The organism is Streptomyces sp. NPDC021212 (assembly GCF_044332925.1).
In the GTDB taxonomy this organism is placed as follows: domain Bacteria; phylum Actinomycetota; class Actinomycetes; order Streptomycetales; family Streptomycetaceae; genus Streptomyces.
In genome coordinates, this window is the sequence record NZ_JBIRPZ010000007.1 from 328142 (window position 1) to 340677 (window position 12536).

The following is a 12536-nucleotide window of genomic DNA, read 5'->3' on the forward strand; positions in this document are numbered from 1 at the left end:
AGTTTCCTTGCTGACCGCAACCGTCTTCATCGCAATCGGTGAGTCCGCACTATTGGCGTGCCCGCGGCAGCGGTGAGCTGTACCCGGCAGCGCCCGGGGCGAATGTCGGCCATCCCTTCTAAAGCGATTGCCTTAATAAGTCAGTCGACTTACGGTGATCGCAGGTCCCCGACACCGGAGGAGTCCCCCCATGACGGAAGCCGTCCCCGACTACCCGTTCGAGCAGCCGAACCTCCTGGAGCCCCCGCGCGAGTGGGCCGAGACGCGGGCCGCGTGCCCCGTGGCACACGTGCGGATGCCCAGTGGGGATGTGGTCGGCCTGCTGACCGGGTACGAGGAGGTCCGCGGGCTGCTGACCGACCCGCGGTTCAGCCGCAACCTCGACCGCAAGGGCGCCGCACGCATGGCGACCACCGACGACGGGGGGATGTTCAGCCGGCCGTCCCCGGGAGAGGTGGACAACAAGGAAGGGCCGGGGCACCGGCGGTGGCGGCGGCTGATCAGCCGCGCGTTCACGGTGAAGAAGATGGAGGGGTGGCGGCCGCGGGTCCAGGAGATGGCCGACGCGCTGGTGGACGACATGGTGGCCAAGGGGTCGCCCGCGGATCTGCGCGCGGCGCTGGCGCTTCCGCTGCCGGTGCGGGTCATCTGCGCGCTGCTGGGTGCGCCGAGCGAGGACCAGGACAAGTTCGCGCGCTGGTCGGAGGTGCTGCTGACGCTGACGCGTTACACGCAGGCCGAAGTGGACGAGGCACAGCGGGACTTCCACGCGTACGCGTCGGATCTGGTCGAGCGCAAGCGGGCCGAGCCGGGCGACGATCTGCTCAGTGAGCTGACGCAGATCTCCGACAGCGAGGACGGGCGGCTCAGCCACGACGAGCTGATCTCCACCGCGGTCGGCCTCCTGCTGGCGGGGCACGAGACCACGTCCAACATGATTTTGAAGATGACGGCGATGCTGCTGTCGGAGCGGGAGCGCTACGAAGCCATGGTCGCCGACCCCGGGCTGGTCCCCGGTGTGGTGGAGGAAGCGCTGCGGATGGACGCGAACGGCGGCGTGGGCATCCCCCGGTTCATCACCGAGGACACGGAGGTCAGCGGGGTGCCGGTCGCCGCCGGGAGCACGCTGTTCGTCAATCTGCACGCCGCCAACCGGGACGAGCGCAAGTTCCCCGAACCCGACCGGTTCGATCCGCGCCGCGAGAACAACGCCCAGCACCTCGCCTTCGGCGCGGGACCGCACTTCTGCGTCGGGCAGACCCTCGCCCGGGTGGAACTCCAGGTGGTGCTGGGGACGTTCGTCAGGCGGCTGCCCGAGCTGCGGCTGCGGGAGTCCGCGGAGAATCTCCGCGCCCGCGAGGGAGTGGCGGCGGGCGGTTTCGAGGACATGTGGGTCACCTGGTGACGGCCGGCGAGGAAGGTACCATGAAGATCACTGCTGACGAGGGAGTCTGCTGCGGCAGCGGGATGTGCGTGCTCAGGGCCGACCAGGTCTTCGACCAGCGTGAGGAGGACGGGATCGTGGTCGTGCTGGACGACGCTCCGCCTCCGGAGCACCACGATGCCGTCCGCGAGGCCGCTTCGGCGTGCCCGACCGGGGCCATCAGCCTGACGGAATGACTCCTGCCGAATGACGCTTTCCGGCCCGGCTGCCCCGCCGTCCGCGCGCTCGGTGCTCGCGCGGGACAAACTGATGCGCACCGCCGAGCGGCTCTACGCCGAGCGCGGCTTCGCGGGCGTCTCGGTGCGGCAGATCAGCGAGGCAGCCGGGCAGCGCAACAACTCGGCGGTGCAGTACCACTTCGACAGCCGTGACAACCTCATCAAGACGATCCTGTCGAACCACACCGCGCTCGTGGAGAAGCACCGCATCGCCATGGTGGAGGCGCTGCGCGGGCAGGAGGCCGTGTCCCTGGAGAAGCACTACCGCTGCCTCATCCTGCCGACCGTGGAGACCCATATCGAAGCGGGCACCCCCACGTGGCGCGCCCGCTTCTTCGCCCAGGCGCTCGTCGAACCGGTGTTCCGCGACCACGTCCTGCGGGAGCATCTGGACAGCCCGTCCCTGCGCCTCCTGGACGAGATCGGTGCCATTCGCCGGGACGAGATCCGCCCCGATCTCTTCGCCCGGCACGGCGCCATGGTGCGCCAGCTGTCGGCGCACGCCTTCGCCGAGCTGGAGTACGACCTGGCGAACGGCCGTATCGACCCGGCCGCAGCGGTGGATTCGTGGCGGGTCCTGGGCCGGGACCTGATCACAGCGCTGTGCGGGCTCACCACCGCTCTGCTCGGTCCCCTCTAGCTCTCCAGCGCGAGCCGGGGCCTCGGGGCATCCGTGCGGCCCGTCGGGGGTGTGCGGCTGCCCGCCTGGTACGGGAGGGGCCAGGGGGCGGCCGGGCCGGTGTAGTTCTGGTCGGCGGCGGCGTGCAGGGTCCAGTGGGGGTCGTACAGGTGGGGGCGGGCCAGGGCGCAGAGGTCGGCGCGGCCCGCCAGGATCAGGGAGTTGACGTCGTCCCAGGAGGAGATGGCGCCGACCGCGATGACGGGGACGCCGAGTTCGTTGCGGATGCGGTCGGCGTAGGGGGTCTGGTAGGAGCGGCCGTAGTCGGGGGTCTCGTCGGGGACGACCTGGCCGGTGGAGACGTCGATGGCGTCGGCGCCGTGGGCGGTGAAGGCGGCGGCGATGGCGACCGCGTCGTCGGCCGTGGTGCCGCCGTCGGCCCAGTCGGTGGCGGAGACGCGGACCGTCATGGGTCGGTCGTCGGGCCAGACGGCGCGGACGGCGTCGAAGACCTCCAGGGGATAGCGGAGGCGGGCGTCGAGGGAGCCGCCGTAGGCGTCGGTGCGGTGGTTGGTGAGCGGGGAGAGGAAGCTGGAGAGCAGATAGCCGTGGGCGCAGTGGAGTTCGAGGAGGTCGAAGCCCGCGCGGGCGGCGCGTTCGGCGGCGCGGACGAACTGATCGCGGACGGCGGCGAGTCCGGCGGTGTCGAGGGCCTGCGGGGTCTGGTTGACGCCGGGGCGGTACGGGAGGGGCGAGGGGGCGACGAGCGGCCAGTTGCCGTGCGGGAGGGGCATGTCGATGCCCTCCCACATGAGCCGGGTGGAGCCCTTGCGCCCGCTGTGGCCGAGCTGGACGCCGATGGCCACGCCCGGGGAGTGGGTGTGGGCGAAGTCCGTGACGCGGCGCCAGGCGGTTTCGTGGGCGTCGGCGTAGAGGCCGGTGCAGCCGGGGGTGATACGGCCCTCCGGGCTGACGCAGACCATTTCCGTCATCACAAGACCGGCCCCGCCGAGCGCCCGGCCGCCGAGGTGGACGAGGTGGAAGTCGCCGGGGGTTCCGTCGGGGGCGGCGGAGTACATGTCCATGGGGGACACGACGACGCGGTTGCGGAGGGTGAGATCGCGGAGGCGGAAGGGGGTGAACATGGGCGGGGTGGCGGCGGGTAAGGCGGCCTCGCGCTCCACGGTCTCCACGAATTCCGCGTCGCGCAGCCGCAGGTTGTCGTGGGTGACCCGGCGGCTGCGGGTGAGGAGGTTGAACGCGAACTGCCGGGGCGGCTGGTCCAGATACAGCTCCAGGCCCTCGAACCACTCCAGGCTGGCGCGGGCCGCGCGCTGGGTCGATGCGACCACCGGGCGGCGTTCGGCCTCGTACGCGGCGAGCGCGTCGGGGAGGGCGGAGTGTTCGTCGAGGGAGGCGGCCAGTGCGAGGGCGTCCTCGACGGCGAGCTTGGTGCCGGAGCCGATGGAGAAGTGGGCGGTGTGCGCCGCGTCGCCGATGAGGACCGTATTGCCGTGTGACCAGCGCTCGTTGACGACCGTGCGGAAGGCGGTCCACTGTGAGCGGTTGCCGCGCAGGGGGTGGCCGCCGAGCGCGTCGGTGAAGAGCTTGGCGCAGCGCTCGGTGGACTCGCGTTCGGTGCACTGGTCGAGCCCGGCCCGTCGCCACACCTCTTCGCGCGTCTCGATGATGACGGTGCTGGCGTCCGGCTCATACGGGTAGCCGTGGAGCTGCATGACGCCGTGCTCGGTCTCGGCGATCTCGAAGCGGAAGGCGTCGAAGGCGATGTCGGCGGCGAGCCAGATGTAGCGGCAGCGGTGCGTGGTGATGCGGGGGCGGAACGCGTCGGCGTGGGCCTGGCGGGTGGTGCTGCCCGCCCCGTCGGCCGCGATGACCAGGTCGTACGTGCGGGACAGCTGCTCGGCGGGTGGCGCCTGGGTACGGAACCGGAGCCGTACGCCGAGGGCCTGGCAGCGCTCGTGGAGGATCCGCAGCAACCGGCGGCGGCCGAGGGCGGCGAAGCCGTGGCCGCCGGAGGTGAGCACATGGCCGCGGTGGGCCACGTCGATGTCGTCCCAGCGGACGAACGCGTCGCGGAGGGCGGCGTAGACGACGGGGTCGGCGTGTTCGATGCCGCCGAGGGTCTCGTCGGAGAGGACGACGCCGAAGCCGAAGGTCTCGTCGGGGCTGCCCCGCTCCCAGACGGTGATCTCGCGCCGCGGGTCGAGGCGGGCGAGCAGGGCCGCCGCGTACAGACCGCCGGGGCCGCCGCCGACGACGGCGATGCGGAGCGGGGGGCGTGAAGAGCCGGGGACGGGGGTCATCGCCCCTGCCACAGGGGCGCGCGGCGGGCGGTGAACGCGGCGTGGAACTCGGTGTAGTCCGCGCCGGTCATCAGCAGCGCCTGGGTCGACGCGTCCATCTCGATCGCGGCGGACAGCGGCATGTCGAGTTCGGCGGTGAGCAGCGCCTTGGTCTGGGCGAGGGCGAGGGAGGGCCCGTCGGCCAGCCGCCGGGCGAGCGCCGCCGCCTCGGCCCCGGCCTGGCCCTCGTCGGCCAGCACGCTGATCAGGCCGATGCGCTCGGCCTCGGGGGCGCGGACCGGTTCGCCGAGCATCAGCAGCCGGGTGGCGTGGCCGAGCCCCACCACGCGGGGCAGCAGATAGGCGGCGCCCATGTCGCCGCCGGAGAGCCCGACCTTGGTGAAGAGGAAGGAGAAGCGGGCCGACGGGTCGGCGACCCGGAAGTCGGCGGCGAGGGCGAGGACGGCGCCCGCGCCGGCGGCGGCACCGTGCACGGCGGCGACCACGGGGAAGGGGCACTCCCTTAAGCCGCGGACCACCTGCCCGGTCATCCGGTTGAAGTCGAGCAGCTGGCGGGTGTCCATGGCGAGGGTGGCGCCGATGATCTCGTCGACGTCGCCGCCGGAGCAGAAGCCGCGGCCGTCACCGCCGAGCACGAGGGCGTGTACGGAGCCGTCGCGGGCCAGCTCGGCGAGGAGGTCGCGCAGATCGGCGTAGGCGCCGAAGGTGAGCGCGTTGAGCTTCTCGGGGCGGGCGAGGGTGACGGTGGCGACGCCCTTGTCGAGGGTGAGGCGCAGATGCCGCCAGTCCTCGGTGCGGGGCGCGGAACCGGTGAATGGACTCATGGGGGCCATGGCCTCCTTCAGCCGGACGGCTGGGTCTGCCTGGTGCCTGCGTGCCTGCTTTTCGAAGTTATCACCGCTACGTGATTGTCGTCACGAGTGCGCGATAGAACGGACCGTGATCGATGAGTGGCCGATGGGGCCTTAAGTCCCCCCAAGAGTGGTCTCAGGCCCCTTCCGGCACTATCGTCCGCTTCATACCGTCAAGGGCTGCGGTACTCCGCTCCACGCCGACCGTCTGGACCCGTACGTGCCCGAACCCCTTCACGCCGCTACCTGGCGCTTCGCACTGCCGCACACCACGGCCGCCGTGCCGCTGGCCCGTGCGCTGATCCGCAACACGCTGGCCGACATCGGCGCGCCCGTGGACGGCGACACGGCGGAGCTGCTGACGGCCGAGCTGGTCGCCAACGCGGTGCAGCACACGGCCGGAGACGAGCCGATAGAGCTGGTGGTGGAGCTGGTGCCGACCGGCGGCTGGCAGGTGGAGGTGCACGACATGGACCCCACCCCGCCCGGCGGGTTCAGCGGCCCGGACGGCCCACGGGAACACGCACATGAAGAGGTGCGCGAATCCGGCGGCCCCGGCCGCCCCGAGGGACCCAAGAGATCCGACGCCCTGGCCGAACGGGGACGCGGACTGCTGCTCATCCGGGCCCTCAGCGCGGACACCGGCTACCGCCCCACCCCCTTCGGCAAGGCCGTCTGGTTCACCCTTCCCCCGGCGGAAGGCTGAGGGCTGAGGGTTACGCCGCGCCGAGCGTCGCCACCAGCACCGCCTTGATGGTGTGCATCCGGTTCTCCGCCTCGTCGAAGACGACCGAGTGCTCCGACTCGAAGACCTCCTCGGTGACCTCCAGCTCGGTCAGCCCGTGCCGCTGGTAGATCTCCCGGCCCACATCCGTGCCGAGGTCGTGGAAGGCCGGGAGGCAGTGCATGAACTTCACGGCGTCGTTGCCGGTGGCGCGCAGCACGTCCATCGTCACCGCGTACGGCCCCAGCAGCGCTATCCGCTCGTCCCACACCTCCTTGGGCTCGCCCATCGACACCCAGACGTCGGTGGCGATGAAGTCCGCGCCGCGCACGCCCTCGGAGACGTCCTCGGTGAGCGTGATCCGGGCGCCGGAGGCCGTGGCCATCTGACGCGCCAGCTCCACGATGGTGTTGTCCGGCCACAGCAGCTTGGGCGCGACGATCCGCACGTCCATGCCCAGCAGGGCCCCGGTGACGAGGTAGGAGTTGCCCATGTTGTACCGGGCATCGCCGAGGTAGGCGTACGCGATCCGGTCCAGCGGCTTGTCGCTGTGCTCGGCCATGGTGAGGACGTCGGCGAGCATCTGGGTGGGGTGCCACTCGTCGGTGAGGCCGTTGTAGACCGGCACTCCGGCGTGGGTGGCCAGCGCCTCGACCACGCCCTGGCCGTGTCCGCGGTACTCGATCGCGTCGTACATCCGGCCGAGCACCCGCGCCGTGTCCTTGACCGACTCCTTGTGGCCGATCTGCGAGCCGAGCGGGTCGAGGTACGTGGTCGAGCCGCCCTGGTCGGCGGCGGCGACCTCGAAGGCGCAGCGGGTACGGGTGGAGGTCTTCTCGAAGATCAGGGCGATGTTCCTGCCCTGGAGCCGGCGCGTCTCGGTTCCCGCGCGCTTGGCCGCCTTCAGCTCGACCGACAGGTCGACCAGGTGCCGGAACTCCTCTGCGGTGAAGTCCAGCTCCTTGAGGAAGTGGCGGCCGGTGAGGTCAATCGCCATGGGGTGGGCTCCTAGATCGCGGCGGTCGAGCGGGTCGAGCAGAGTGAGCGGGTCGAGCGGGTCGATGTGGCCGCAGCGCACACCACCGCGACCGTGAACCATGGAAGCATATACGAGCTTCTGTATATATGCGGGGGTCGCGGTGGTAACCCCACCGTTACGACTCCACGGCGTCCCGCTCGACCGGGCAGCTCATACAGCGCGGCCCGCCCCGGCCGCGGCCCAGCTCGCTGCCCGGGATGTCGATGACCTCGATGCCGCGCTTGCGCAGGAACGTGTTGGTCGTCGCGTTCCGCTCGTAGGCGACCACCACACCCGGCTCGACCGCGAGCACATTGCAGCCGTCGTCCCACTGCTCGCGCTCCGCCGCGTGCACGTCCTGGGTGGCGGTGAGCACCCGGATGGCGTCCAGGCCGAGCGCGGCGGCTATGGCCCGGTGCATGTGCTCCGGCGGATGGTCGGTGACCTTCAGCTCCCGGCTGCCCGCGCCCGGCTCGATGGTGTACGAGCGGAGCATCCCGAGCCCCGCGTACTGGGTGAAGGTGTCCCCGTCGACCATCGTCATCACCGTGTCGAGGTGCATGAAGGCGCGCCCCTTGGGCATGTCGAGCGCCACGATCGTACGGGCCGAACCGGCCTCGAAGAGCCGGTGCGCCAGCATCTCCACGGCCTGCGGGGTGGTCCGCTCGCTCATGCCGATCAGCACCGCGCCCTTGCCGAGCACCAGCACGTCGCCGCCCTCGATCGTCGACGGGTACGCGGCCTGACCCTCCGACCAGACGTGGAAGTCCTCGGCCGCGAACAGCGGGTGGTGGCGGTAGACGGCCTCGTAGTGCACCGTCTCGTGCCAGCGGGCGGGCCAGCGCATCGCGTTGATGGCCACCCCGTCGTACACCCAGGCGGAGGCGTCCCGGGTGAACAGGTGGTTGGGGAGCGGGTTCACCAGGAAGTCGTCCGGCTCCATCGCGTGGAAGCGGATGGAGACCGGCTCCGCGAACCGGGCCAGATACTCGCGCTTCGTCATGCCGCCGATCAGCGCCTCGGCCAGCTCCGGTGCGGTCAGCTCGTCGAAGGCCGCGCGCAGCCGGTCGGTGGCCAGCGGGCCGTACTCCTTCTCGTCGAAGACCCGGTCCAGCACCAGGGACCGCGCCGCGGCGAGGGCCAGGCTCTCGGCCAGCAGGTCACCGAAGAGATGGACCTCGACGCCCCGGTCGCGCAGCACGTCCGCGAATCCGTCGTGCTCCTGGCGGGCCCGGCGCACCCACAGGACGTCGTCGAAGAGGAGCGCGTCCCGGTTGGTGGGGGTGAGCCGCTTCAGCTCCAGGTCGGGACGGTGCAGAATGACGCGGCGCAGCCGCCCGGCCTCCGAGTCCACGTGGAATCCCATGATTCCATCTTCGCCGCTTCGGGCCCGCTGCGGATGACCCTCGACACAAAGTCATGACCGAGGGGCCCTATGCCGCCGCGAGGATGACGATCAGGACCAGGGCCACGGCCAGGAAGCCCAGCAGGGCCGAGACCCACAGCTGACCCGGCTGAAGATCGATACGGCCGCCGTCGCCGCCGCCGTCCTCGGTACCGCGGCGGCGCACGGGCCATCGTGCGGGGCGGCGGCCTGCTCCGCGGGAGACGGCCTCCGCGCGCTCCCGGCACTCCTCATGCTCACGGCACTCCTCGGCCAGGCCGCCGAACAGCGCCTTCCAGCCCTTCTCCCCGAAGCCGGTGACCTGCCGGGTGGTGGCGATACGGCGCACCACCTCGCGCCCCGCGCCGTCGCCCGCCGCCCACAGTCCGGGCAGGACGCACGCCATCAGCTCGGGGACGGCGCCCCGGTCGGCGTACGGGCGCACCAGGCCCTCGTACAGCATCAGCGCGTTGCGCACCCGGAGGCGGCCGCTCCCGCCCGGCTGATCCAGGTAGAGGCGGGCGACCAGCACCTTCTCGCAGACCGCGTCGGCGAGCCGCGGCCCGCGCTCGGGGGCGCGGCGCACCAGCTCGACGACGACGCGGGTGGCCCGGTCGGCGGGCAGTCCGGCGTCGAGCGCGCTCAGCAGCAGCCCGTCGTCGGCCTCGCGCAGCGCCGCGGGGAGGGCGTCGCCGCCGTGCCGCAGCGCCTCGCGCAGGGTGCGCAGGGTGCGTACGGCGGACACCGGGACGACCTCCGTGGTGTGGGCCCGTTCCGTGTCCCGCTCCGTGCTCTGCGTGTTTTCCGTGTCCTGCTCCGTGTCCTGGGTGTACTCCGTGTCCTTCACCATCGACGTTCCTCTCCTCACAGCGCTTCCAGCACCTCCCGGATCCGGGTGGCCGCCCGTACGTCGAGCGGTTCGTCACCGTCGTGCGCCAGCCGGGGCAGGAAGCCGTACAACACCGCCAGCTGGCGGTCGTCGCGGGCGGCCCGCCGGATCCAGCCGACCAGCGCGTCCTCGGCCGCGGCCGCCGAACGGGCCCAGGTCAGCGCGACCCGCAGCAGTTCGGCGAGCTGCGGTGCGCTGCCCGGCCGGGCGGCCAGCAGCGCGGTGGCCAGCGGCCAGGCGGCGTACGGCTCCAGCTCCGGCACCTCGCACAGCCCCCACAGATGCGAGGTGCGGGTGGTGACGGCGCGCAGCACCGTCAGCAGCGCGAGGTCCCGGCGCGGCCGCCGGGTGTCGTGCAGCCAGTGGGTGAGCGCGGCGAGCGCGGCTTCCGGCTCCGTTCCGGCCAGCAGCCGCAGCACGCTGTACGAGGTGATCCGGCCGTCGTCCGCGTACGCCAGCCGGGCCAGCTCCTCCAGGGACGCCTGGACCGAGCCCGCGGCGAGGCCGTAGCCGTGGGCGAGGGCCGCCGTCTCGCGCTCGCGTTCGTCGTCGCCGAGGGCCCAGCCGCGCAACAGGCCGTCCACGGCGGGCCGTACGCCGTCGTCCCGGGCCGCCTCGGCGAGCGCCGTGGCCGCCGCCATCCGCTGCACCGGGCTGTCGGCCCGGGCCAGCGGCAGCAGCAGTTCGACGAAGCCGTACAGATAGTCGCGGGCGCAGAGCACGCCCGCGGCGACGGCCGCGCGCACCCACACCTGGGGGCGCGGGTCGTCGCACAGGGCGCGCAGCCAGCGGGCCATCGGGCCGCGGACGTTGTGGTGGCCGTCCCATGCCTCGCACAGCACCGCCGACGCCAGCCGCCGCCCCTGGAACCGGACGGCGCGGACCGGGACCGACGCCTCGCCCAGATCCTCCACGCCGTCGCAGCACACCGCGCGCACCGCGGCGAGCCCGGCCCCGGGGCGGGCGGCGAACAGCGGGCGCCCGGGCGCGTACTGGGGGTCGAGCGTGACGGCCAGCTCCCAGGTCAGCAGCTCGGCGGCCTCGGCCGTGAGGCTGTGCGCGGAGCCGTCGAAGACGGCGAGGGCGATCCGCAGCGCCGCCGTACGCAGCGCGGGCAGCGCGGCGGGCAGGGTGCCGGGGCGGCCCGCGCCGTCGAACCACGCGCGGGCCTGGTCCGGGGCGAAGGCCCGGCAGCGCTCCAGCAGCCCTTCGCCGGACAACCGGCCCTCGGCGTGGGCGGCGAGGTGCCGGGCGAGCCGGGCGGCCTCCGCAGGGCGCGGCTCGTCCAGGCCGAGGGCGTCGGCCACATCGGGGCGGGCGGCGGTGGCGCGGGCGAGGTCCAGCAGCTCGGCGGGCTTGTCCGCGAGCAGGTCGGACAGGTGCTGGTCCAGCACCTCGGCGGCGGCCGGGGGTTCGTACGGCACGGCGTGACGGCGGGCGCCCAGCAGCCGGTCGGCGGCCGGGCCGCCCGGGACCACGACGACGCCGAACGCCGCACGCTCGGCGAAGTGGGCGCGCAGCCGGTCCAGAAGGGGCCCGGGGTCGGTTTCGTCGGCGGGGAGTTCGAGGAGATAGCCGTGGCCGCGCTCGGTCTGCGGCGCGGTGAGCAGGCCGGAGAGGGCGCCGGGCCCGAGCCGGACCACGTCGCGGCCCGCCTGCCCGTCCGCTTCGGCCGGGTCGTCTCCATCGGCCAGGTCGGCGAGGAGCGCGAGCCCCGTCCAGGCGCGGCCGGTGCCGGGTTCGCCGCACAGGGCGAGGAGGTGGCTGCGCCGCAGCCGCTCCCGCATTCCGGCGTAGCCGGGGACGGGCCGGTAGACGCGGCGCAACAGCGCCAGCTCCTCCCGGGTGACCGGCCCTTCGGGGAGCGGGCGGTGCTCGTCCCCGTCGGGCGGACGCGGCGGGCAGTCGGTGACGCGCAGATGTGCGCGCGCCTCGCGCGCCGTGCGGGCGCCGCCCGCCTCCCCCGCGCCGTCCAGCGGGCCGCCCCTCGGGATGTCCAGCCGCCGCGGGCCCGGGTCCGCCGGGATGTCGATGCCGTCCGGTCCGCTCATCGCCCGCCGCCCTTCAGCCGGTCCCCGTAGGTCCTCGTACGTCCTCGGGGGTGGCGTCCTTGGAGCGAGATCCGAAGCGGGCGGCGGGGCCTCACCCCCGTATCCGTCCCGCCGCCCTTCTCCGGTGCCAGGCGCTGGGCCATGTGCACCCCCGTCGCACACGGTCCCGTTCACCTGTGCCATCACCAGAGTGGGCCGGGCGCGGGGCGGGGGCTGTAGCCGTTTACACAGTCGCGCGCATTCGTGGAGCGTGCGCGCCCGCGCTCATTCGCAGGGGCGCGCCGGGATGTGCTCCCCGGTCGCACGCCCCTCGGCCAGCAGCCGCAGCAGCCCGATGTCCTGCACCTCGAAGCGGCGCGAGGCGGTCCGTACGACACCCTGGTCGCGCAGCAGCCGCAGCGCCTTGGCGACGGCCTCCCGGGTCGAGCCCACGGCGGCCGCGATGTCGTGCTGCGGCAGCTGCAGATCGACGGCGATGACCCCGCCGGGACCGGGGTGGCCGGTGCGCTCGGCGATCTCGACCAGCCGGGCGGCCAGCCGCTGGAGCACCTTCTCGGAGGCGAGGGAGCGCCGTTCGCCGTCGGAGCTGCGCAGCCGGGAACTGAACTGACGCATGATCAGTACGGTGGCGACCGGCCGCGCCGCCAGATAGGCGCGGAACCGGTCGCCGGAGACCACGACCGCCTCCATCCGGCCGAGCGCGGTGACGGTGGCGCTGCGCGAGCCGTGGTCCACCGCGGCCTGGTCCCCCACCACCTCGCCCGCGCCGCGCAGCGCCAGGATCAGCCGCACTCCGCGTTCGGTCTCCACGGAGACGGTGGCCCAGCCGGAGACGATCGCGACGACGAAGGTGGTGCGGTCGTGCTCGCGCAGGACGACCTCGGAGGGTTCGTACGTCCGCGGGCTGCCGAGCGCGAGCAGGGCGCGCCGGTCGTCGGCGGGGAGCGCGTGCAGAAAGGGCCGGCCGTCCTCGAAGAGACTCATCCGCCCTCCCGCTTCGCTGGTGGCTCGTCA

Annotated in this window: 11 protein-coding genes; 4 read left to right on the plus strand and 7 right to left on the minus strand. The window is 72.9% G+C overall.

Features of this window, described 5'->3' with window-relative positions; translation table 11 throughout:
- Positions 1-190 precede the first annotated feature (190 nt).
- Genes ACH4SI_RS20955 through ACH4SI_RS20965 form a run of 3 tightly spaced genes read left to right on the plus strand, consistent with a single transcriptional unit; the run spans position 191 to position 2302 of the window.
- Positions 191-1405, plus strand: coding sequence for a cytochrome P450 (locus ACH4SI_RS20955; RefSeq protein WP_398297685.1), 1215 nt, complete (start codon positions 191-193; stop codon positions 1403-1405).
- 20 nt (positions 1406-1425) lie between these two features.
- Positions 1426-1620, plus strand: coding sequence for a ferredoxin (locus ACH4SI_RS20960; protein ID WP_398297687.1), 195 nt, complete (start codon positions 1426-1428; stop codon positions 1618-1620).
- A gap of 10 nt (positions 1621-1630) precedes the next feature.
- Positions 1631-2302 carry a TetR/AcrR family transcriptional regulator gene (locus ACH4SI_RS20965; protein WP_398297689.1) on the plus strand — a complete coding sequence of 224 codons (672 nt, stop codon included), beginning with the start codon at positions 1631-1633 and terminating at the stop codon, positions 2300-2302.
- Here the strand turns inward: ACH4SI_RS20965 and ACH4SI_RS20970 are convergent.
- Entirely contained in the window at positions 2299-4605 is a 2307-nt protein-coding gene (locus ACH4SI_RS20970; RefSeq protein WP_398297691.1) for a bifunctional salicylyl-CoA 5-hydroxylase/oxidoreductase, read from the minus strand. The two genes, ACH4SI_RS20965 and ACH4SI_RS20970, sit on opposite strands and share 4 nt — an antisense overlap.
- Positions 4602-5429, minus strand: a complete 828-nt coding sequence (locus tag ACH4SI_RS20975; protein WP_398297693.1) for an enoyl-CoA hydratase family protein — start codon at positions 5427-5429, stop codon at positions 4602-4604. The genes ACH4SI_RS20970 and ACH4SI_RS20975 overlap by 4 nt, the downstream gene beginning before the upstream one ends.
- Positions 5430-5664: 235 nt before the next feature.
- Here ACH4SI_RS20975 and ACH4SI_RS20980 point away from each other — a divergent pair, with 235 nt between their 5' ends.
- On the plus strand, positions 5665-6162 hold the full coding sequence (locus ACH4SI_RS20980) for an ATP-binding protein (protein WP_398297996.1): 498 nt from the start codon (positions 5665-5667) through the stop codon (positions 6160-6162).
- Positions 6163-6172: 10 nt separating this feature from the next.
- Here ACH4SI_RS20980 and argF read toward each other — a convergent pair whose 3' ends face one another.
- The 5 genes from argF to ACH4SI_RS21005 form a co-directional block, all read right to left on the minus strand.
- A complete protein-coding gene (argF, locus tag ACH4SI_RS20985) occupies positions 6173-7177 on the minus strand; it encodes an ornithine carbamoyltransferase (protein WP_398297998.1) in 1005 nt (334 codons plus the stop codon).
- Positions 7178-7334: 157 nt separating this feature from the next.
- Positions 7335-8564 carry an arginine deiminase gene (locus ACH4SI_RS20990; protein ID WP_398297695.1) on the minus strand — a complete coding sequence of 410 codons (1230 nt, stop codon included), beginning with the start codon at positions 8562-8564 and terminating at the stop codon, positions 7335-7337.
- 67 nt (positions 8565-8631) lie between these two features.
- Positions 8632-9432, minus strand: a complete 801-nt coding sequence (locus ACH4SI_RS20995) for a hypothetical protein (RefSeq protein ID WP_398297697.1) — start codon at positions 9430-9432, stop codon at positions 8632-8634.
- Between the two features lie 14 nt (positions 9433-9446).
- Complete coding sequence (locus tag ACH4SI_RS21000; RefSeq protein ID WP_398297699.1) at positions 9447-11522, minus strand: hypothetical protein; 2076 nt, start codon at positions 11520-11522, stop codon at positions 9447-9449.
- A gap of 264 nt (positions 11523-11786) precedes the next feature.
- Positions 11787-12506 carry a Crp/Fnr family transcriptional regulator gene (locus ACH4SI_RS21005; protein WP_398297701.1) on the minus strand — a complete coding sequence of 240 codons (720 nt, stop codon included), beginning with the start codon at positions 12504-12506 and terminating at the stop codon, positions 11787-11789.
- Positions 12507-12536 lie beyond the last annotated feature (30 nt).